The sequence below is a fragment of the Hamadaea sp. NPDC051192 genome (assembly GCF_040682475.1).
GTDB lineage: Bacteria > Actinomycetota > Actinomycetes > Mycobacteriales > Micromonosporaceae > Hamadaea > Hamadaea flava.
The window spans coordinates 1-17,309 of record NZ_JBFBAZ010000001.1; the positions used below are offsets into that span (position 1 = coordinate 1).

Genomic DNA, 17,309 nt, shown 5'->3' on the forward strand with positions numbered 1-17,309 from the left:
TCGACCAACACCAAGATCCGGCTCTTGACCCGGATCGCGTTCGGGTTCAAATCCGCCGAAGCCTTGATAGCCCTCGCCAAGCTCAACCTAGGCGGATACCAAATCAAGCTCCCCGACCGCTCGTGACCCACACAAGCAGCCGGAGAGCCCAAGATTCGACCTGGAACCGTGATCCAGTGCGGTGCCGTAGAGCTGCCAGCAGAGCTGCCGGCCGGGCGCCAGGAGCGGGCGTCAGGAGCGGGCGCGGGCGAGCGTGACCGCGCCGGCGATCACTCCGATGTGGCTGAACGCCTGCGGGAAGTTGCCGATGAAGCCGTTCGTCGCCGGGTCGATCTGTTCCGGCAGCAGGCCCAGCGGGCTGGCCCGGTCGCAGAGCGACGCGAACAGCTCCTCGGCTTCGTCCAGCCGGCCCTGCCCGGCGAGGTTCTCCACCAGCCAGAAGCTGCACAGCAGGAACGCGCCTTCGTCGCCGGTGATCCCGTCCGGCGAATGTTCGTGCAGGTAGCGATAGAGCAGGCCGTTCCCGGCCGACAGGCGCTGCGCCACCGCGGCGGTCGTCGCGACCATCTTGGGATGGTCGACCGGGACGACCCGCCGCAACGGCAGAGCCAGCAGGCTCGCGTCGAGGCTGTCGCCGCCGTCGAGGTGCTCGCTCAACGTCTTGGCCTCGTCGTTCCAGGCCCGGTCGAGGATGGTCGCCCGCAGGTCGTCGGCCGCCGAGCGCCAGCGCGCCACCGGCCCCGGCAACGCGTGCCGCTCGGCCAGGACCGCCGCCCGGTCCAGCGCCACCTGGCACAACGCGGCCGAGTAGGTGAACACCCGGCCCTCGCTGCGTACCTCCCAGATGCCCTGGTCCGGCTGCCGCCAGGCGGTCTCCGCGATGTCCGCGAGACCAGCCAGACTCGACCACAGCGCGGGTTCGAGGCGCCCACCGCCTCTGACCCACTGGTACGCGCAGTCGAGCACTTCGCCGTAGACGTCGTGTTGCCGCTGGTCGGCGGCGCCGTTGCCCCACCGCACCGGAGGCGATCGACGGTAGCCCTCGAAGTCGGCGTCCTCCACCTCGTCGGGCACCAGTCCGCCGTCGATCGCGTACATGATGCGCGGGCGGCGACCGCGTTCGAACGCGTCCAGCACCCAGCCGAGGAACGCGTCCGCCTCACTCGTGAAACCGATACGCCGCAACGCGAACACGCTGAACGCGGCATCCCGGATCCAGACGTACCGGTAGTCCCAGTTCCGCGGCCCGCCGATCGGGGCCGGCAACGACGACGTGGGCGCGGCGATGAGCGACCCGTGCGTCCAGTGATCGCACATCTTCAATGTGATCGCCGACCGCCGCACCATTCGCTCTTGCGGTCCGGCGTACTGGAAGTCGGCCATCCACTGCCGCCACGACTGGGTCGTGGCACGCAACATCGCCGCCGCGTCGAAGCGATGATGCCGACGGGAACGCCCCCAGCTCAGCACGACGTCGAGGTGCTCGCCCTGGCGCAGGTCGAACTGGCTGCGCAGCCCGGCCAGCGGCCGATCGGCGCGAAGGTGCAGCCGCAGATCCGGGCGGCCGGCGATCTGCACCTCCAGCCCGTCCACCGCCGGACGGGCCTCCACCTCGCCGCGGGGAAGCAGATCCAGCTCGACCATCACCTGGCCCTCGACGACGAGGGCGGAGCGAACCAGTTCGGCCCGATCGCTCGGCACGTCGTCGCTCAAGTCGGCGCCCGCCCGCAACACCAGCGCATCGCTGATCCGCAGCCGGCCGGTGTCGGTACGCAGCTCGGTGATCAGTACGCCCGTATCGGGCTCGTACCGCTGCCGGGCGTCCACCAGGCCCCGTGCCGTCAAGGTGAACGAGCCGCCGCGTACGCGGTCCAGCAGTGAGCCGAACAGCGGCGGCGAGTCGAACCCCGGTACGCACATCCAGTGGATCGTGCCGTCCAGCCCCACCAGCGCGGCGGTCGAGCCGTCACCGATGAGGCCGAGGTCTTCCAGTCGCGGGTAGCCGTCGGGCCGGACCGGCCGGCGGAACGGCGGATCGAGATCGAGCATGCTGCCACCTACCGTCCTCGCCGGGCAGGTCAGCTCCACGGTAGCCCTGGTACGGAGGCTGTCCGGCCGATTTACCGGATATCCACTTACCGGCTATCCACGAAAGTGGGCCCCCGGCGGGGTACGCCGAGGGCCCACTGCACAAAAAACGATCAGGAGCAGGTACGGGAGTTGTAGCTCGCCCAGTAGGGGCCGCCGTTCGGCGGGTAGAACCGGTAGTTCCCGTCCGGCGACCGCTGCAGGACGAAGTCGTGCGAGCTGTAGGAGCTGCGAGAACCCGCCGTGCCGTCGAAGATGATGTACAGCCAGCCGTTCTGGTTGTCGTGCTGCGAGATCCGGTTGCCGGCCTTCGCCCAGCTGGCCTTCCCGGCGGAACCGTCCACCACCAGGCCCCGGTCGCGCTGGAAGTTGCGCGTCGCGGCATCCGTCTGGTCGCCGAAGGCGCCGTCGATGCCGGAGGCCGGCAGGTATCCGCTCGCCCAGAGGATGGTCTGCCAGAGGCAGGTGGCGTTGGTGAGCCGGTTCGTCGCGACGTTGACGACGCCTTCATCGTTGAAGTCGTCGCTCACGACGCCGGCGCCGTAGACATAGGCCCGGCCGCTGTAGGAACCGTTGGCCGAGGCCGGCGAGGCCATGGTCACGGTGACGCCGAGGGCCAGCAGCACGCCGAGGGCGGGAGCGGCGGCTCGGCGGAACAGGCGACGGAGAGGGTGTGCTGAAGACATGAGTCTCCTCGGATCGAGAACATTTGCCGACGAAGGTCGCGTAACCCCTCGCCGCTCCGCACGCTAGCAAAGTGGATCAAGAACGGCACCTGTTCAACTGCTGCTCAGATGCTTGCAGCCACTGCTCGACCGCTGCCGAACGCGGGTGGATCAGGACGATTCGGGCCGCGGAACGCGTACGCCGGCCTCCCGGAGCCGGGTCTCGAACAGCGAGGTCAGGCGTACTGCCGCCGGGGTCTGCTGAGTGCCGGAGTGGGCGATCAACGTGTAGCGGGCCGCCGATTCCGTACGCGCCTGCAAACTCGTCACCGTCTCCAGCAGTGCCGGGTTGGCGAGATAATGCTCGGCTGCGGTGGCGGCCACCTCGGCGATCCGCGGATCGTCCGGTTCCCACGTCGCGGCTTCCGCGGCCCGCTTGGTCAAGGCGACGAGCTGGGGATCTTCGAGGGCGTTCGCGAAATGGGCGAGATAATCGTCGAAGCCCTCGGGGACCAGCGCCCGGGCCAGCACCCAGCCTTCCCTGGTCGCCGCCACCTCGTCCGCCGCGAATCCGAGATCCGGCATCCGATCCAGCAGCGCCACCGCCCGGTCGGGCAACAACGCCCGGTCACCGTCGGCGAGCCGGCGCAGCATGTCCCGCCGCGCGACCAGCTCGTCGATCCGGTCGGTGAGCTGCCGGTCGACCCCGGAGACCGCAGCCGCGAACAGGACCGCGTCAGCATCGAGCAGCGACCCGATCTCGGCCAGCGGGACCCCGGCGGCGGCCAGCGTCCGGACCTGCACCAGCCGCAGCAGCTCCGCCGACCCGTACCGCCGATAGCCGGAGCTGTCACGATCCGGCTCCTGGATCAGTCCGAGACGGTGGTAGTGCCGCACCGTCTTCACCGTGACGCCGACGAAGGCCGCCGCCCGCCCGATCGTGACGCCGCTTCTCATCAGCCGAACACCTCACCGAGGAGCCTATGCTGCGCGACCTGGAAGGCCGGCGCGATGGACAGGTTCGGGTCGTCGACGCAATTCAGCGCGGCGGTCAGCGTCGTGCGGCCGTCCGGCGTGCTGTACATCAGCGCCGCGTGGCCCACAGCTGCTCCGTTATGGGAGATCACCGTGCGGCCACCGGCCGTGGTCAGCACGAACACACCCAGCCCGTAGTCCATGTTCGGGATGCCCGTCGGGTGGGGCGTACACATCTCGGCCAGCAACGGGGCCGGGAGAAGCTCGCCGCCCAGCAGCGCGGAGATGAACGTGCCCAGATCCCGAACGGTGGAGATCATGTCGCCGCCGCTGGAGATCCACGAGGGATTCTGCCGGGTGATGTCGATCGTCCGTTGCGCGCCACCGTCGTCATACCGGAAGTAGGCGTGGGCGTACGGCTCCGGGATCTCCGGCGACGCGTCCGGGAGCACGGTGTCCGACAATCCGAGCGGCCCCAGGATCGACCGCTGCGTCTCCTCGGCGACCGTACGCCCGGTGACCTGCTCGATCAGCAACCTGGCGAGCACATAGTTGGTGTTGGAGTAGCTCCACTTCGTCCCTGGCTCGAACCGCGCCGGCTTGGACAACGCCAACCGCACCAAGTCCTGCGGTCGATGAACGCTGAACCGGTGCTCCGGCCACTGATCGCCCGTGGGCCCGTACGGAATGAGGATCCCCGGCACGATGGTTCCGTCGGCGTCGACCTCGCCGCTGAAATTGAACACGCCACTCGTGTGCTGCAACAGCATTCGCACCGTGATCCGCTCGTCCACCTCGTACCCGGGCAGATGATCCGCCGCCCGGTCGTCCAACCCGATCCGGCCCTCGGCCACCAGCCGCAGCACCACGGTCGCGATGAAGGTCTTGGTGTTGCTGCCGATCCGCACATACCCGTTCACCGGCGGTTTCGCGGCCCCGCCCACCTCGGCGACTCCGGCGGCACCGAGCCACTCGCCCTGCTCATCGCGTACGCGGAGCGACACTCCGACGAAGCCGGACTCGACGATCTCCTCGATCGCCTGCTGCAGTTCCGGTCGCTCTTGACGGGCTCCGGTGGTCGACTGGGACAGGTCGACGGACATGGTGATCGCTCCTCACATCGGGTTCTGCCTGGTCGGCGTACGCCGTTGCGCTGAGCCTGCACCGTGACCCGAGGTCAACCTCAACCATGACCTAGCTCACCCCTCGGGCGACCTGGATGCGTCGTGCGAGTGGCGACGTCGCAGATGGGCGACAATCAACACTTGACCGGACGATCGGGGGCGAACCCGCCGACGGAAGGAGCCACCATGCTGAGACTGGTCGCGGAAGGCGTGCTGGTCCACGAAAGCGATTTCGTCCAGACCAACTCCATCGTCGTGCTGGGCCGAGACGGCGTACTGCTGATCGACCCCGGCGTGCAGGACCACGAAATGGCCTGCCTCGCCGACGACCTGTCCGACCTGGGGCAGACCGTCGCCGCCGGCTTCTCGACGCATCCGGATTGGGATCACCTGCTCTGGCTCGCCCCGTTCGGCACGGTGCCTCGATACGGGACGGCGCGCTGCGCGGACTCCGTCCGAGAACAGCTTGCAGACCCGGGCGCGAAGGCCGAGATCACCGCTCACCTGGAACCGACGGGCATCGCCGACCGGGTCCCGCTGGACCTGCTCGGCCTGATCACGGCCCTGCCGGCCGAGACGACGCAGCTTCCCTGGGACGGCCCGAAAATCCGGATCATCGAACATCAGGCGCACGCGCCCGGCCACGCGGCCCTGCTCATCGAAGAACGCGGCGTCCTCGTCGCCGGCGACATGCTCTCCGACGTCCTGATTCCGATGCTCGACGTGCACGGCGCAGCGGACCCGATCGAGGACTACCTCGCCGCACTACGGCTGCTCGAAAGCGTGGCTGGCGACGTCGACGTCGTCATCCCGGGCCACGGATCAGTCGGCGGAGCCGAACAGGTACGCGAACGGATCGAGCAGGACCGGGCGTACGTGATCGCACTGCGGGAGGGCCGAGTTCCGAGCGACCAGCGGATCGGGCACTCGGCCAAACCAGGCTGGGAGTGGGTAGCCGATGTGCACGAGGGGCAGATCCAGAGCCTCGCCGCCAAAGAGTAGGTTCCGCAGCCCACGTGGACTGTGACCGCTGCGATTTCGTGTGGCGCCCCCGGTGAGACGTCGGGCAAAACGCCTGGAGGGCACACTGATCACCACGATTTCGATGAGCTGCTGCGGGATATCGCCCCGGCGCTGCGCACCTGTCCGGCGGCGGCGATGTGCTGGCCGTGGTGGTGTTCACAGTGATCGCGGCGAGCACTGTGACGGTCCCGGTGATCGGCTACCTGGCGGCACACGACCGGATGGCCCGGCCGCTGGGGAGCCTGCGTAGCTGGCTGGAGCAGAACAACGCCACAGTGATGGCGGTGCTCTGCTGGTGATCGGCGTCGTCCCGTTGGGCGAGGGCATCGGCGGGCTCAGCTCCTGAATCAGTCAGCCGCCGCGACGCAGCTCTTCACGTTCTCCCAGCTCCGAGACGCGGGCACAGGCGCTGCCTTTCGGCCCGCCCGCTATGAACGCCCTGAGAAGGAGCGTGGATCGGGGTTCCGGCCGATGAACGCGACCAGCCGGTCCACAGCAGATGCATCAGCGCTGACGTCGACCTCGTAGCCGAAGGTCTTGCCCGGGCCCCGGTAGGCGGGTGCCAGCATTCCGCGGGCGGCATCGAGCGCCGCTTGCGCTTCCGGTTCGGTGTACGGCACCGGTTGTCCGGTCGCGATCGCCAGGTCCCAGCCGTGCCCGACGTACTCGATCAACATCATTCCGAGCACCATGGAGCCGGGCAGTTCGGACGACGCCATGCGCAGTGGTCGATCGGCAGCCCCACCCTGGAACGCCGTGACCGCCTGCGCGCCCGCGGCGGCGAACTCGGCGGCTGGGTCGACACCGCATCGGTATGAGTTCGGATCGTCGTGAAAGTCCAAGCCGGCGGCCCGCACGGCGAACATGCGCAGCCATCCGACCAGGTGATCGGTGAGGGCCGCCACGTCATAGTCTGGGCACGGAGTCGGCAGCGCACCCTGGCCGGGCTGGACCCCGGCGACGAGCGCCGTCGTCTTGTCGATCACGGTGGCAAGATTGGCGGCGTCTGCGGGCATGAAACTCCTCCTGGGAAACGGTGACAGCAGCGATGGTAGGGCGGGAGCCGGCCGGTGGCGTTGAACAAACGCGCCAACCACGGCGTGCGTGGCCGGCCGTCGAGGATTCGCGGGGCATCCTGCACCCGCAGGAGAGCTTGCGCGCGTTTCGGCGAAGTACGTCTGCGGTGCCTGACTCGCTCGCGGCCCACCTCGACCGGTTCTGGCACGTCGAGTGGGATCTTCCGGTCGGGGTCACCCATCACCAGCGGCTGCTGACGCTCCCGGCTGTCCACGTGGTGGTCGAAGCCCGGGACGCCACCGTCATAGGCCCACTACGACGGCCCTGGGCCCGTGATCTCAGTGGCAGTGGCTGGGCACTGGGCATCATGTTCCGGCCAGGTGCCTTCCGCGATGTGCTTGATGCACCGATCAGCACGCTCACCGACCGTGGCGTCCCGATCGGCGAGGTGTTCGGCGCGGCCGGCGACCAGTTCACCGCCGCGGTTCGGGGCGCCGCCGACGACCAGGAACGGTTCGCCCAAGCGACGGCGTTCTTCGCAGATCGGCTGGCGGCACCGTCGGCCGAGCACGTCGCGGCGACCGTCGCGGTCGAGCGAGTCCGTGACGACGAGGCGATCGTCAGGGTGGCCGATCTGGCCCGGGCGTGCCACTGGAGCATGCGGCACCTGCAGCGGCTGTTCGCGGAATACGTCGGCGTGACCCCGAAGTGGGTGATCCGCCGGTACCGGCTGGCCAACGCGGCCGAGAGGGTAGCCCGGCAGCAGGAAGTGCGCTGGGACCTACTCGCCCACGAACTGGGCTACAGCGACCACCCTCACCTAGTCCGCGACTTCACCAGCGTGATCGGCATGTCCCCGGCTCGCTACGCCGACCTCTGCCGCACGTCGACTCCCGAGCGTTCGGCCTGAGCGGCACACCGCCAGATCCCCAAATGGATCGCTACAGATGTACGAAAGCCCCGCCAGGAGAATCCCTGGTCGGGGCCTTGTTTTGGCTGTTCACGCGTGGTGCCCCCGGCAGGATTCGAACCTGCGCCCCCGCCTCCGGAGGGCGGTGCTCTATCCCCTGAGCTACGGGGGCTCAGTGACCGACAAAGAGTACCAGGCGTCCTCGGCAACGCCGAAATCGGGACCTGGGTCGGTCATCCGGGCTACCCGTGTCACGGCTGTTGATCGATGTCGTACCTCTTCGCCCGATTCGCAGTGATCCTCCCGGAGGCGAGTATGTGGCGTTCACTCTGCCCTCAACCTTCCGGAGGAACCATGAGCAAGCGCTGGCTCGCTCCCATCGCCTCGGCCGCCGGTGTGGCCGCGGCGCTCGGGTTCACGCTGGCCGCTGCCCCCGCGCAGGCCCACGACACGCCTACCGCGCCGTATGACGCGGTGCTGCACGCGGCGCACCACAACCGGTACGCGAACACGTTCAGCCGGGATTGTGGCGACGTCGGCCGGATCAGCGCCAACCAGGACGGCTGGGTGTTCAACTCGCCGAGCGATCATTTCGACACGACGATCGGGATGTGGGCGAAGTTCCGGAAGACCGACGGGACCGAGGTCACGGTCAAGATCCCGGACGCGACCGACGCGTACCAGGACGGCTTCGGCCCGAACGACAAGAACACGCATCTCGCCTGGGTGGTGGTTCCGGCGGGCTGGCTGCTGCTGGACGCCGAGGCGAAGACGGTCGGGGACCAGGATCGCATCGTCGTGACGCACACCTGCGCCGCCGGCGGTACGCAGTCGCAGTCGCCCTCGCCGGAGTCGTCGGAGACGCCGACGCCGGGCGAGTCCGGTACGCCGACCCCCGGAACGTCGGAGTCGACGCAGCCGGGAGGCGGGGAGGAGACCCCGTCGCCGTCCAGCTCGACGAGCCCGGGGCTGCCGGTGACCGGCGTCGCCTGGGGCGCGACGGTGCTGACGGCGGTCGGCCTGATCGCGGCCGGCATCGCCCTGGTGGCTGTACGCCGTCGCCGGGAGCTGACCGAAGAGGCGAGCTGACGGCGGCAGCTCCATGATCAGGGTCACTTTCGCGTCGCCATGGCGACATGGAATCGACCCTGATCACGGAGGCAGCGAGTAAGTCCAGAGAACGAAAGAGGGGTGTCCCACCGGGACACCCCTCTTTCGCGTTGTGAACCGACTAGGAGCCGATCTTCTTTTGCAGGTTCTGGATCACCGTCAGCTCGTTCTGCTGACCCGCCTTCATGTTCTCGGCGAGCGCGACGACCTCAGGGTTCTTCGACTGCGCGAGCAGGCCGTCGACCATGTGGATGCCGCCGAGGTGGTGGGTCAGGATCAGCTTCAGGAACAGGACGTCGACCTGCTTGCCCTTGGCGTCCCGGAGCTGCTGGATCTCGTCCTGCGACGCCATGCCCGGCATCAGGCCGTTCTTCAGCGACGCCACGCCGTCCGGCATCCAGGCCATCGCGGGCTGGTCCGAGGTCGGGTTGAGCCCCCAGAAGGTGAGCCAGGTCTGCATCTGGCCGATCTGGTTCTCCTGGGTCAGCGCGATGTCGTAGCCGAGCTGGCGTACCTCGGGATCGGTCGCCCGGGCGGCCGCGATCATGCTCATCTCGACCGCCTGGGCGTGGTGCGTCGACATGTCCCGGGCGAAGCCCGCCTCAGATGAGTCGTCCGCCGGGGTCTGCTTCGTCGCCGCGGTCGCCGACGGGGTCGTCGGCGTGACGACGCGGCCCACGGCGTATCCGCCCATGAGCGCGACGACGATGGCGAAGGCGATGCCCCCGGCGATCAACCACCTGCGAGCCGGCATCAGGAACCCAGGTCGTAGGGGGTCGTGCCGGTGCGGGTCACGCCACCGGAGCAGGACGCGCCCGACTCCATGGAGGCGTTCTTGCGCAGCGCGCGGACGAACGCGTCGATGCGCGAGTCGTCGGCGTTGTCGACCTTCAGCTGGTAGCCCCAGGCCTGCAGGGTGATCGGCGAGCCGAGGTTGTCGACCGGGCTCATGAGCATGTACTCCTTGCCGGTCACCCGCTCGGCGAGCTTCGCGACCTGCGCGGCGTCGAGCTTGCTGTCGTAGGTGATCCAGATGGCGCCGTGCTCGAGGCTGTGCGTCGCGTGCTCGGTCGCGATCGGGGCCTTGTAGACGTCACCCATGCAGTTCTGCCAGACCGGGTTGTGGTCACCGCCGACCGACGGGGTCACGGCGTAGGTCAGCTTGCCCTGCTTGTGGTTGTTCGTCAGCCAGGCCGGCTTCTGGTCGCGATAGTTCACGATGCCCTGGATGGCGGCGGCCCGCTGCGTCCACGGCGTCGAGGCCTCCTTCTTCTCCAGCTCGGCCTCGGACTTCTGCTTGGCCTCGGCGGCGGAGGTGGCCCGCATGTCCTTGATGATGAAGTACGCCCCGAAGCCGACGATCGCGACGGCCACCAGGATCACCGCGGTGAGCAGCCCGATCGGCCCCCACGAACGCTGCTGGGTGACCTTGACCGGGGTCACGGGTCGGCGGCCCTTGCCGCCGGCGCCCGCCGGCCGCTGTCCGGGCTTCGCCGCGCCGCCGGGCTTGGAGCTGGTCGTCGTCTTCGTTCCGGTCGTCGACTTCGAGCCGGACGGCTTGTCGTCGTCGGCCGGGGGCTTGCCACCGGTCGCGGTCGACTTGCCGCTCTTGACGACGTTCACTTGCCGGTTCTCACCGGGGGTGCTGACGCTCATCACATGCCTCTAAGGGGTGGGATCGTGGCTGGCCAGGATCGGATCACAACAAGCTGACGGGGTGTGACCGCCCGTCAAGGCCCAGAGTCTAGCGCGGATACCATGGATCAGTGACTCCTGAGAAGCTCGCCGACGCAGTCTTGACCGCCGCTCACGCCGTCTTCACCGAGCGTGGCCTGGATCACTCGGTGCTGCCGAGCACGACTGCCGTCGAGCGACCGCGCAATCCGGAGCACGGAGACTACGCCGCCAACCTGGCGATGCAGGTCGCCAAGCGGGCCGGGGCCAACCCGCGGGAGCTCGCCGGGGGCATCGCCGCCGAGCTGGCGAAGACGAACGGAATCAAGACCGTCGAAATCGCCGGGCCGGGGTTCCTCAACATCCGGCTCGACGCCGGCGCGGCCGGCGCGCTCGCGCGGACGGTCGTGGAGGCGGGTGCGGCGTACGGCGACGGCACGGCGCTGGGCGGTGAGGCGCTGAACCTCGAATTCGTCTCGGCCAATCCGACCGGCCCGATCCACCTCGGCGCGGTGCGCTGGGCGGCGGTCGGCGACGCGCTGGCCCGGATGCTGAAGGCCGCCGGAGCGCGGGTCGCGACCGAGTACTACTTCAACGACGCCGGCTCGCAGATCGACCGGTTCGCCAAGTCGCTGCTGGCCAGCGCCCGGGGTGAGCAGGCGCCCGAGGACGGATACGTCGGGGCGTACATCACCGAGATCGCGCAGACCGTGGTCGCCAAGCGCCCGGACGTCCTCGACGCCGAGGACCCGCAGGAGATCTTCCGGGTCGAAGGCGTACAGCTGATGTTCGAGCAGATCAAGGAGTCGCTCGCCCAGTTCGGCACGCACTTCGACGTCTACTTCAACGAGAAGGACCTGCACGACCGCGGCGAGCTCGACCACGCGCTGGAGCGGCTGCGGGCGCAGGGTCACACCTTCGAGGCCGACGGCGCGGTGTGGCTGCGTACCACCGACTTCGGCGACGACAAGGACCGCGTCCTGCGCAAGTCCAACGGGGAGTGGACCTACTTCGCCGCCGACTGCGCGTACTACCTCGACAAGCGCGAGCGGGGCGCGGAGCGTGTGGTGATCATGCTCGGCGCCGACCACCACGGCTACATCGGGCGGATGCGGGCCATGTCCGCGTGCTTCGGCGACGACCCCGACCGCAACCTGGAGATCCTCATCGGCCAGATGGTCAACCTGGTACGCGACGGGCAGCCGGTCCGGATGAGCAAGCGCGCCGGCACGGTGGTGACGCTGGAGGACCTCGTGGACGCCATCGGCGTCGACGCGAGCCGGTACGCCTTGGCGCGTTACTCGTCGGACTCGCCGATCGACATCGACATCGAACTCTGGACCCGGGCGACGCGGGACAACCCCGTGTACTACGTCCAGTACGTCGCCGCCCGGACCGCGAGCGTGGGCCGGAACGCGGCCGAGCTCGGCCTGACCCGGGACACCGCGCCGTTCGACCCGGCGCTGCTGACCCATGAGAAGGAGCTGGAGCTACTCAAGACGCTCGGCGACTTCCCGGCCGTCGTGCAGTCCGCCGCCGAACTGCGCGAACCCCACCGAGTGGCCCGCTACCTCGAAGAACTCGCCGGGGCGTACCACCGCTTCTACGACAACTGCCGGGTGTTGCCCCAGGCCGACGAGTCGATCAACGCCCTGCACGTCGCGCGGCTCTGGCTGAACGACGCGACGCGGCAGGTCATCGTCAACGGCCTGACCCTGCTCGGCGTCTCCGCCCCGGAACGGATGTAAGAGGAATGCGCGCACACGAAGCCGGAGCCCTGCACGGGGACTTCGGTCAGCACCCCACGTGGCTGCGGCCCCCGGCCGACGTCAACAAGCTCATGACGGAACTGTGGCCGCAGACGGCCACCAAGGACGACGGCGGCGTACTGCGGATCGGCGGCAAGCCGGTGACCGAGCTGGCCGCCGAGCACGGCACGCCGGCGTACCTGCTGGACGAGGAGGACTTCCGGGCTCGCTGCCGGACCTTCCGCACCGCGTTCGCCGGGGCCGACGTCTACTACGCCGGTAAGGCGTTCCTCTCCAAGGCGATCGTGCGGATGGTCCACGAAGAGGGCCTGCACCTCGACGTCTGCTCCGGCGGCGAACTGGCCACCGCCCTGGCGGCCGGGATGGATCCGGCCAAGATCGGGTTCCACGGGAACAACAAGTCGGTCGGCGAACTGGGCCGGGCGCTGGACGCCGGCGTCGGCCGGATCATCGTCGACTCGTTCGACGAGATCGAGCGGCTCTCGGCGCTGGCCGTCGAGCGCGGAGTGCGTCCGCAGGTCATGATCCGGGTGACGGTCGGGGTCGAGGCGCACACCCACGAGTTCATCGCCACCGCGCACGAGGACCAGAAGTTCGGCTTCTCGCTGTCGGGCGGTGAGGCGTTCCGTGCCGCCGGGACGATCCTCGGCGCGGGCGTACTGGAGCTGCGTGGGCTGCACTCGCACATCGGCTCGCAGATCTTCGACGCGTCCGGGTTCGAGGTCAGCGCGCGGCGCATCCTCTCGCTGCACAAGCGGATCGTCGACGAACTCGGGGTCACCCTGCCCGAACTCGACCTCGGCGGCGGCTTCGGCATCGCGTACACGAGCCAGGACGATCCGCAGCCCGCCGGCGACCTGGCCGACCGGATGAACAAGATCGTCGACGACGAGTGCGCCGCCCTCGGCCTGAACCGGCCGCACCTGAGCGTGGAGCCGGGCCGGGCGATCGTCGGGCCGGCCGTGTTCACGCTCTACGAGGTGGGCACGGTCAAGCCGATGGAGGGTCTGCGGACCTACGTCAGTGTGGACGGCGGGATGAGCGACAACATCCGGACCGCCCTCTACGACGCCTCCTACTCGGCCACCCTGGCGTCGCGTACGTCACACGCCGGGCCGATGCTTGCCCGCGTGGTGGGAAAACATTGTGAGTCCGGGGACGTGGTGGTGAAGGATGAATTCCTGCCCGCTGACATCCGGCCCGGAGATCTTCTCGCCGTGCCGGGCACCGGCGCCTACTGCCGGAGCATGGCGAGCAACTACAACCACGTGCCGCGACCACCGGTGGTGGCCGTCCGGGACGGGCAGTCGCGGGTGATCGTGCGCCGGGAGACCGAGGACGACCTGCTCGCGCTGGACGTCGGCTGACACCGTTGGCAACGATCGCTCGATCCGGCGACCGAAAGGAGCCGGGAGGACGGCCGCTGTCAACCCAAGTTTTATCGACAAGGGGTCTGTCGTGAAGGAGCCTGTCAAGGTAGCCCTCCTGGGGTGCGGCAACGTCGGCGCGGAAGTGGTGCGGCTGCTCCACGAGCAGGCCGACGACCTCACCGCGCGGATCGGCGCGCCGATCGAAATCGTGGGCGTGGCGGTCCGCCGCCTCGGCCGGGATCGCGGCGGGCTCCCCGTCGACTCCTCGATCTTCACGACCGACGCCCTCGGCCTGGTCAAGCGCGATGACGTCGACGTCGTCGTCGAGGTGGTGGGCGGCATCGAGCCGGCCCGGACCTGGCTCGTCGAGGCGCTGAGCGCAGGCAAGAGCGTGGTCACCGCCAACAAGGCGCTGCTCGCGGAGGACGGCGGCACGCTGCACGACGCCGCCGCCCGCGGCAGCGCCGACCTCTACTACGAGGCCGCGGTCGCCGGGGCCATCCCGCTGCTCCGCCCGCTGCGCGAGTCGCTGCACGGTGACCGCATCACGCGGGTCACGGGCATCGTCAACGGCACCACGAACTTCATCCTGTCCAGCATGGACGCCACCGGGGCCGGCTTCGGCGAGGCGCTGGAGGAGGCCACCACCCTCGGGTACGCCGAAGCGGATCCGACGGCCGACGTGGAGGGCTTCGACGCGGCCGCCAAGGCGGCGATCCTCGCCTCGCTGGCCTTCCACACCCGGGTCGGCGCAGCGGACGTCTATCGCGAGGGCATCACCGAGGTGAGCGCGGCCGACATGGCGAGCGCCAAGGCGATGGGCTGCACGATCAAGCTGCTCTGCATCGCGACCCGGACCGGCGACGGCGGGGTGAGCGTACGGGTGCACCCGGCGATGATCCCGAGGACGCATCCGCTCGCCGGGGTCGGCGACGCGTTCAACGCCGTCTTCGTCGAGGCGGAGGCGGCCGGTCAGCTCATGTTCTACGGCCGGGGCGCCGGTGGCGCGCCGACCGCGAGCGCGGTCCTCGGCGACCTCGTCGCCGTCGCGCGCAACCGGCTCGCCAAGACCCGGGCGGCCAGCGAATCGGCGTACGCCGACCTGCCGGTGCGCTCGATGGGCGAGGTGCGCACCCGCTACCACATCTCGCTCGACGTGGCCGACCGCGCGGGCGTGCTCGCCGCCGTCGCCGGGGTGTTCGCCAAGCACGACGTCTCCATCGCCACGGTCAACCAGAGCGGCCGGGGCAATGACGCCATCCTCGTCATCGTGACTCACTCCGCCCCGGACGCGGCGCTGGCCGCGACGGTCGAGGAACTGCGGTCGCTGGACATCGTCCGGTCGATCGCGAGCGTCCTGAGAGTCGAGGGCGAATAGACGCTCGGTAACGACTCATCCCCCGCTCGGCCGGTTATCCACAGGCTTGGTGAATGAAGTTTGCGGATCTTCATCGGGCCTGCCTAGGGTTCTCGACGTTGGTTCGACCGAGGGGAGGGGTTGGGGAGATGTTCCAGAACATCGACGCAGCCGAGGAGTGGCTCGAGAGCTGGTCCGCGGGAGTGAGCGAACAGGCGGCGAGAGCGGCGCAGCTTTCGTCGCGGGTCGCGTCGCTGACCGGCAAGGCGGAGAGCAACGACGGCTCGATCCGCGTGACCGTAGGCGCATCGGGCCAGGTGGAGAAACTCGAACTCGACGATCGGGTCCAGCGGTTGCGCGGCGCCGACCTGGCCGCCGAGATCCTGGGCGTGATGCGCAAGGCGCAGGCCAAGCTGTCGCAGCAGGTCGCCGAGGAGGTCCAGGCCACCGTGGGCGCGGACACCGAGACCGGCCGCGCGGTCATCCACTCGTTCGACACAAGGTTCCCGCAGCCGGCCGAGGACGACCAGGACGGCGGTGGCCGCCATGGCCGGTGACGGGCAGGTCGTGCAGTTCCCGATCGCCGTCGTCCAACAGCACGCCGGCACGGTGCAGAACATCGCCTCGGCCATGGAGACGGCGAAGGGCGCCATTCAAGAGGTCACCATGAGCACCGAGGCTTATGGGCAGCTCTGCCAGTTCCTGCCGGCCATCCTGAGCCCGATCTTCATGATCGCCAACTCGGCGCTGGCCGAGTCGGTCTCCTCGCTGGAGGAGACCGCGGAGAAGCTGCGTACGGCCGCGACCAGCACGCAGACCACCGATCTTGACCGGGAGCAGGCGACCCGCGCGATCACCGCGCGTCACCCCGGAATCGAGCTGGCTCTGTGACTAATCCGCTCGTCGCACAAGCGCAGTCCTCGACCACCTGGTACACCGGCCTCGGCCTGATCGAGGACGCCGCACAGATCACCAACGGCATCAAGAACGACAGCTGGGTCGACGGCACGCTCGGCACCGTCGGCGGCGCGCTCGACGTCCTCGGCATGGTCATCGACCCACTGGGGTCGCTGGTCGCGTGGGGTGTGTCGTGGTTGATGGAGCACGTCAAGCCACTGAAGGAGGCGCTCGACTGGCTCGCCGGCAACCCGGACGAGATCTCGGCGCATGCCCAGACCTGGGAGAACGTCGCCAAGTACACCCTCGACGCGCAGAAGTACTACTCCGACGCGCTGCGGATCGAGACGGCCGAGTGGCTGGGGGACTCCGGGGACGCGTACCGGGGGCACGCGGCCGGTCACCTGTCCGTCATGGAGGGCATCAGCAAGGCGGCCCACGGCATCCACTACGCGGTGATGGGCGCCGGGCTGATCGTCGGCCTGGTCCGGGGCATCGTCCGCGACCTGATCGCGCAGTTCATCGGGACGCTCGCCGCCCGGCTGCCGCAGTGGCTCGCTGAGGCGGGGTTGACCCTGGGCCTGGCGACGCCGGTCGTCATCGGCCAGGTCGTCTCACTGGTGACGACCTGGGTCAACAAGATTCAGAAGTTCGTCCGGGCGCTGCTGTCGAGCCTCAAGAAGCTCACCCCGATGGTCAAGAAGCTCGGCGAGATCCTGGAACAGCTCAAGGAGCTGTTGAAGAAGCTCGGCCGCAGCAACCCGCTGACTCGCAATGCGGACGGTCCGCCGCCGCTGCGACCTGATGAATTACCACCACCGCGGACAGGCCCGGCGAACGGCTACCTCTATCCCCGCAAGTTGCTCGACAAGTACGCCAACGAGACGGACGCGGCAGCGGCCACCGACATCTTCAAGGTGCCGAGCAACGGTGTGCGGTACTTCGACGAGGCCGGCCGCGAGCAGTTCCGGCTCGTCGTCGACGGCGAAGGCAAACTGCGCCGGGCCAGCGACGGCAGCCTGTTCGACTCGACCTCCGGTGGTTCGGCTCACAACGGGGCGGGCCGCGCGGTCTTCGTCATGGACGGCAACGGCAACCTTTACGCGAGCAACTACCACGGGGTCGGCGACTTCCACCACTCGAGCTTCCTGGGCGGCCAACCCGTGGCCAGCGCCGGTGAGCTGACCGTGAAGAATGGGGTGGTCACCGGCATGAACAACAGCAGCGGGCACTATCGGCCCACGCCGTCTCACCATGCCCAGGCCCGGGACGAGCTGCTCGCCCAAGGCCTCAAACCTGAGAACCTTACGGAAGACCTGTGGTGGTGAAC

At 68.9% G+C, this 17,309-nt stretch carries 17 protein-coding genes and 1 tRNA gene; 10 read left to right on the forward strand and 8 right to left on the reverse strand.

The annotated features are described in order from the left end of the window. Positions 1–231: 231 nt before the first annotated feature. The 4 genes from AB0M47_RS00005 to AB0M47_RS00020 form a co-directional block, all read right to left on the reverse strand. A complete protein-coding gene (locus AB0M47_RS00005) occupies positions 232–2,049 on the reverse strand; it encodes a glycoside hydrolase family 15 protein (RefSeq protein ID WP_363405788.1) in 1,818 nt (605 codons plus the stop codon). Positions 2,050–2,201: 152 nt separating this feature from the next. Then, positions 2,202–2,774, reverse strand: coding sequence for a peptidoglycan-binding domain-containing protein (locus AB0M47_RS00010; protein ID WP_363405791.1), 573 nt, complete (start codon positions 2,772–2,774; stop codon positions 2,202–2,204). A gap of 150 nt (positions 2,775–2,924) precedes the next feature. Beyond that, on the reverse strand, positions 2,925–3,710 hold the full coding sequence (locus AB0M47_RS00015) for a MerR family transcriptional regulator (protein ID WP_363405794.1): 786 nt from the start codon (positions 3,708–3,710) through the stop codon (positions 2,925–2,927). Beyond that, positions 3,710–4,831 (reverse strand): serine hydrolase domain-containing protein, encoded by a 1,122-nt coding sequence (locus AB0M47_RS00020; protein WP_363405797.1) that lies wholly within the window; start codon positions 4,829–4,831, stop codon positions 3,710–3,712. Before AB0M47_RS00020 ends, AB0M47_RS00015 begins: the two co-directional genes overlap by 1 nt. 207 nt (positions 4,832–5,038) lie before the next feature. Between AB0M47_RS00020 and AB0M47_RS00025 the strand changes: the two genes are divergently transcribed. Both AB0M47_RS00025 and AB0M47_RS00030 read left to right on the forward strand, forming a co-directional pair. Beyond that, positions 5,039–5,854 (forward strand): MBL fold metallo-hydrolase, encoded by an 816-nt coding sequence (locus AB0M47_RS00025; RefSeq protein ID WP_363405800.1) that lies wholly within the window; start codon positions 5,039–5,041, stop codon positions 5,852–5,854. Between the two features lie 167 nt (positions 5,855–6,021). After that, positions 6,022–6,174, forward strand: coding sequence for a GAP family protein (locus AB0M47_RS00030; protein ID WP_363405803.1), 153 nt, complete (start codon positions 6,022–6,024; stop codon positions 6,172–6,174). Between the two features lie 129 nt (positions 6,175–6,303). On the opposite strand, the gene AB0M47_RS00035 is transcribed toward AB0M47_RS00030, so the two are convergent. Next, positions 6,304–6,891: a TIGR03086 family metal-binding protein gene (locus AB0M47_RS00035; protein ID WP_363405806.1), complete on the reverse strand. Its 588-nt coding sequence runs from the start codon at positions 6,889–6,891 to the stop codon at positions 6,304–6,306. Positions 6,892–7,058: 167 nt separating this feature from the next. Here AB0M47_RS00035 and AB0M47_RS00040 point away from each other — a divergent pair, with 167 nt between their 5' ends. Next, positions 7,059–7,802: a helix-turn-helix transcriptional regulator gene (locus tag AB0M47_RS00040; protein WP_363405809.1), complete on the forward strand. Its 744-nt coding sequence runs from the start codon at positions 7,059–7,061 to the stop codon at positions 7,800–7,802. Between the two features lie 97 nt (positions 7,803–7,899). On the opposite strand, the gene AB0M47_RS00045 is transcribed toward AB0M47_RS00040, so the two are convergent. Beyond that, a tRNA-Arg gene (locus tag AB0M47_RS00045) sits at positions 7,900–7,974 on the reverse strand. Between the two features lie 182 nt (positions 7,975–8,156). Between AB0M47_RS00045 and AB0M47_RS00050 the strand changes: the two genes are divergently transcribed. Further along, positions 8,157–8,891 carry a hypothetical protein gene (locus AB0M47_RS00050; RefSeq protein WP_363405812.1) on the forward strand — a complete coding sequence of 245 codons (735 nt, stop codon included), beginning with the start codon at positions 8,157–8,159 and terminating at the stop codon, positions 8,889–8,891. Positions 8,892–9,033: 142 nt separating this feature from the next. Here the strand turns inward: AB0M47_RS00050 and AB0M47_RS00055 are convergent, their stop codons facing one another. Together AB0M47_RS00055 and AB0M47_RS00060 are read right to left on the reverse strand one after the other, a co-directional pair. Further along, a complete protein-coding gene (locus AB0M47_RS00055) occupies positions 9,034–9,666 on the reverse strand; it encodes a DUF305 domain-containing protein (RefSeq protein ID WP_253757446.1) in 633 nt (210 codons plus the stop codon). Beyond that, positions 9,666–10,568: a DUF3105 domain-containing protein gene (locus AB0M47_RS00060; RefSeq protein ID WP_253757444.1), complete on the reverse strand. Its 903-nt coding sequence runs from the start codon at positions 10,566–10,568 to the stop codon at positions 9,666–9,668. Before AB0M47_RS00060 ends, AB0M47_RS00055 begins: the two co-directional genes overlap by 1 nt. A gap of 110 nt (positions 10,569–10,678) precedes the next feature. Between AB0M47_RS00060 and argS the strand changes: the two genes are divergently transcribed. The 6 genes from argS to AB0M47_RS00090 all read left to right on the forward strand — a co-directional run bounded on the left by argS (position 10,679) and on the right by AB0M47_RS00090 (position 17,307). Next, complete coding sequence (argS, locus tag AB0M47_RS00065; protein WP_363405816.1) at positions 10,679–12,334, forward strand: arginine--tRNA ligase; 1,656 nt, start codon at positions 10,679–10,681, stop codon at positions 12,332–12,334. Between the two features lie 5 nt (positions 12,335–12,339). Then, complete coding sequence (gene lysA / locus AB0M47_RS00070) at positions 12,340–13,722, forward strand: diaminopimelate decarboxylase (RefSeq protein ID WP_363405819.1); 1,383 nt, start codon at positions 12,340–12,342, stop codon at positions 13,720–13,722. 91 nt (positions 13,723–13,813) lie between these two features. Further along, positions 13,814–15,103, forward strand: coding sequence for a homoserine dehydrogenase (locus tag AB0M47_RS00075; protein WP_363405822.1), 1,290 nt, complete (start codon positions 13,814–13,816; stop codon positions 15,101–15,103). 128 nt (positions 15,104–15,231) lie between these two features. Then, positions 15,232–15,639 (forward strand): YbaB/EbfC family nucleoid-associated protein, encoded by a 408-nt coding sequence (locus AB0M47_RS00080; RefSeq protein WP_363405825.1) that lies wholly within the window; start codon positions 15,232–15,234, stop codon positions 15,637–15,639. Then, entirely contained in the window at positions 15,629–15,973 is a 345-nt protein-coding gene (locus AB0M47_RS00085) for a type VII secretion target (protein WP_363405828.1), read from the forward strand. The genes AB0M47_RS00080 and AB0M47_RS00085 overlap by 11 nt, the downstream gene beginning before the upstream one ends. Then, the gene (locus AB0M47_RS00090) at positions 15,970–17,307 is read left to right on the forward strand and encodes a hypothetical protein (protein ID WP_363405831.1); all 1,338 of its coding nucleotides are present in this window, start codon (positions 15,970–15,972) and stop codon (positions 17,305–17,307) included. Before AB0M47_RS00085 ends, AB0M47_RS00090 begins: the two co-directional genes overlap by 4 nt. Positions 17,308–17,309 lie beyond the last annotated feature (2 nt).

What these genes read in the sequence shown, in the direction of transcription:
- AB0M47_RS00005 (WP_363405788.1), bottom strand. Translation starts at nt 2,049, where the DNA reads ATGCTCGATCTCGATCCGCCGTTCCGCCGGCCGGTCCGGCCCGACGGC.
- AB0M47_RS00010 (WP_363405791.1), bottom strand. Translation starts at nt 2,774, where the DNA reads ATGTCTTCAGCACACCCTCTCCGTCGCCTGTTCCGCCGAGCCGCCGCT.
- AB0M47_RS00015 (WP_363405794.1), bottom strand. Translation starts at nt 3,710, where the DNA reads ATGAGAAGCGGCGTCACGATCGGGCGGGCGGCGGCCTTCGTCGGCGTC.
- AB0M47_RS00020 (WP_363405797.1), bottom strand. Translation starts at nt 4,831, where the DNA reads ATGTCCGTCGACCTGTCCCAGTCGACCACCGGAGCCCGTCAAGAGCGA.
- AB0M47_RS00025 (WP_363405800.1), top strand. Translation starts at nt 5,039, where the DNA reads ATGCTGAGACTGGTCGCGGAAGGCGTGCTGGTCCACGAAAGCGATTTC.
- AB0M47_RS00035 (WP_363405806.1), bottom strand. Translation starts at nt 6,891, where the DNA reads ATGCCCGCAGACGCCGCCAATCTTGCCACCGTGATCGACAAGACGACG.
- AB0M47_RS00050 (WP_363405812.1), top strand. Translation starts at nt 8,157, where the DNA reads ATGAGCAAGCGCTGGCTCGCTCCCATCGCCTCGGCCGCCGGTGTGGCC.
- AB0M47_RS00055 (WP_253757446.1), bottom strand. Translation starts at nt 9,666, where the DNA reads ATGCCGGCTCGCAGGTGGTTGATCGCCGGGGGCATCGCCTTCGCCATC.
- AB0M47_RS00060 (WP_253757444.1), bottom strand. Translation starts at nt 10,568, where the DNA reads ATGAGCGTCAGCACCCCCGGTGAGAACCGGCAAGTGAACGTCGTCAAG.
- lysA (WP_363405819.1), top strand. Translation starts at nt 12,340, where the DNA reads ATGCGCGCACACGAAGCCGGAGCCCTGCACGGGGACTTCGGTCAGCAC.
- AB0M47_RS00080 (WP_363405825.1), top strand. Translation starts at nt 15,232, where the DNA reads ATGTTCCAGAACATCGACGCAGCCGAGGAGTGGCTCGAGAGCTGGTCC.
- AB0M47_RS00085 (WP_363405828.1), top strand. Translation starts at nt 15,629, where the DNA reads ATGGCCGGTGACGGGCAGGTCGTGCAGTTCCCGATCGCCGTCGTCCAA.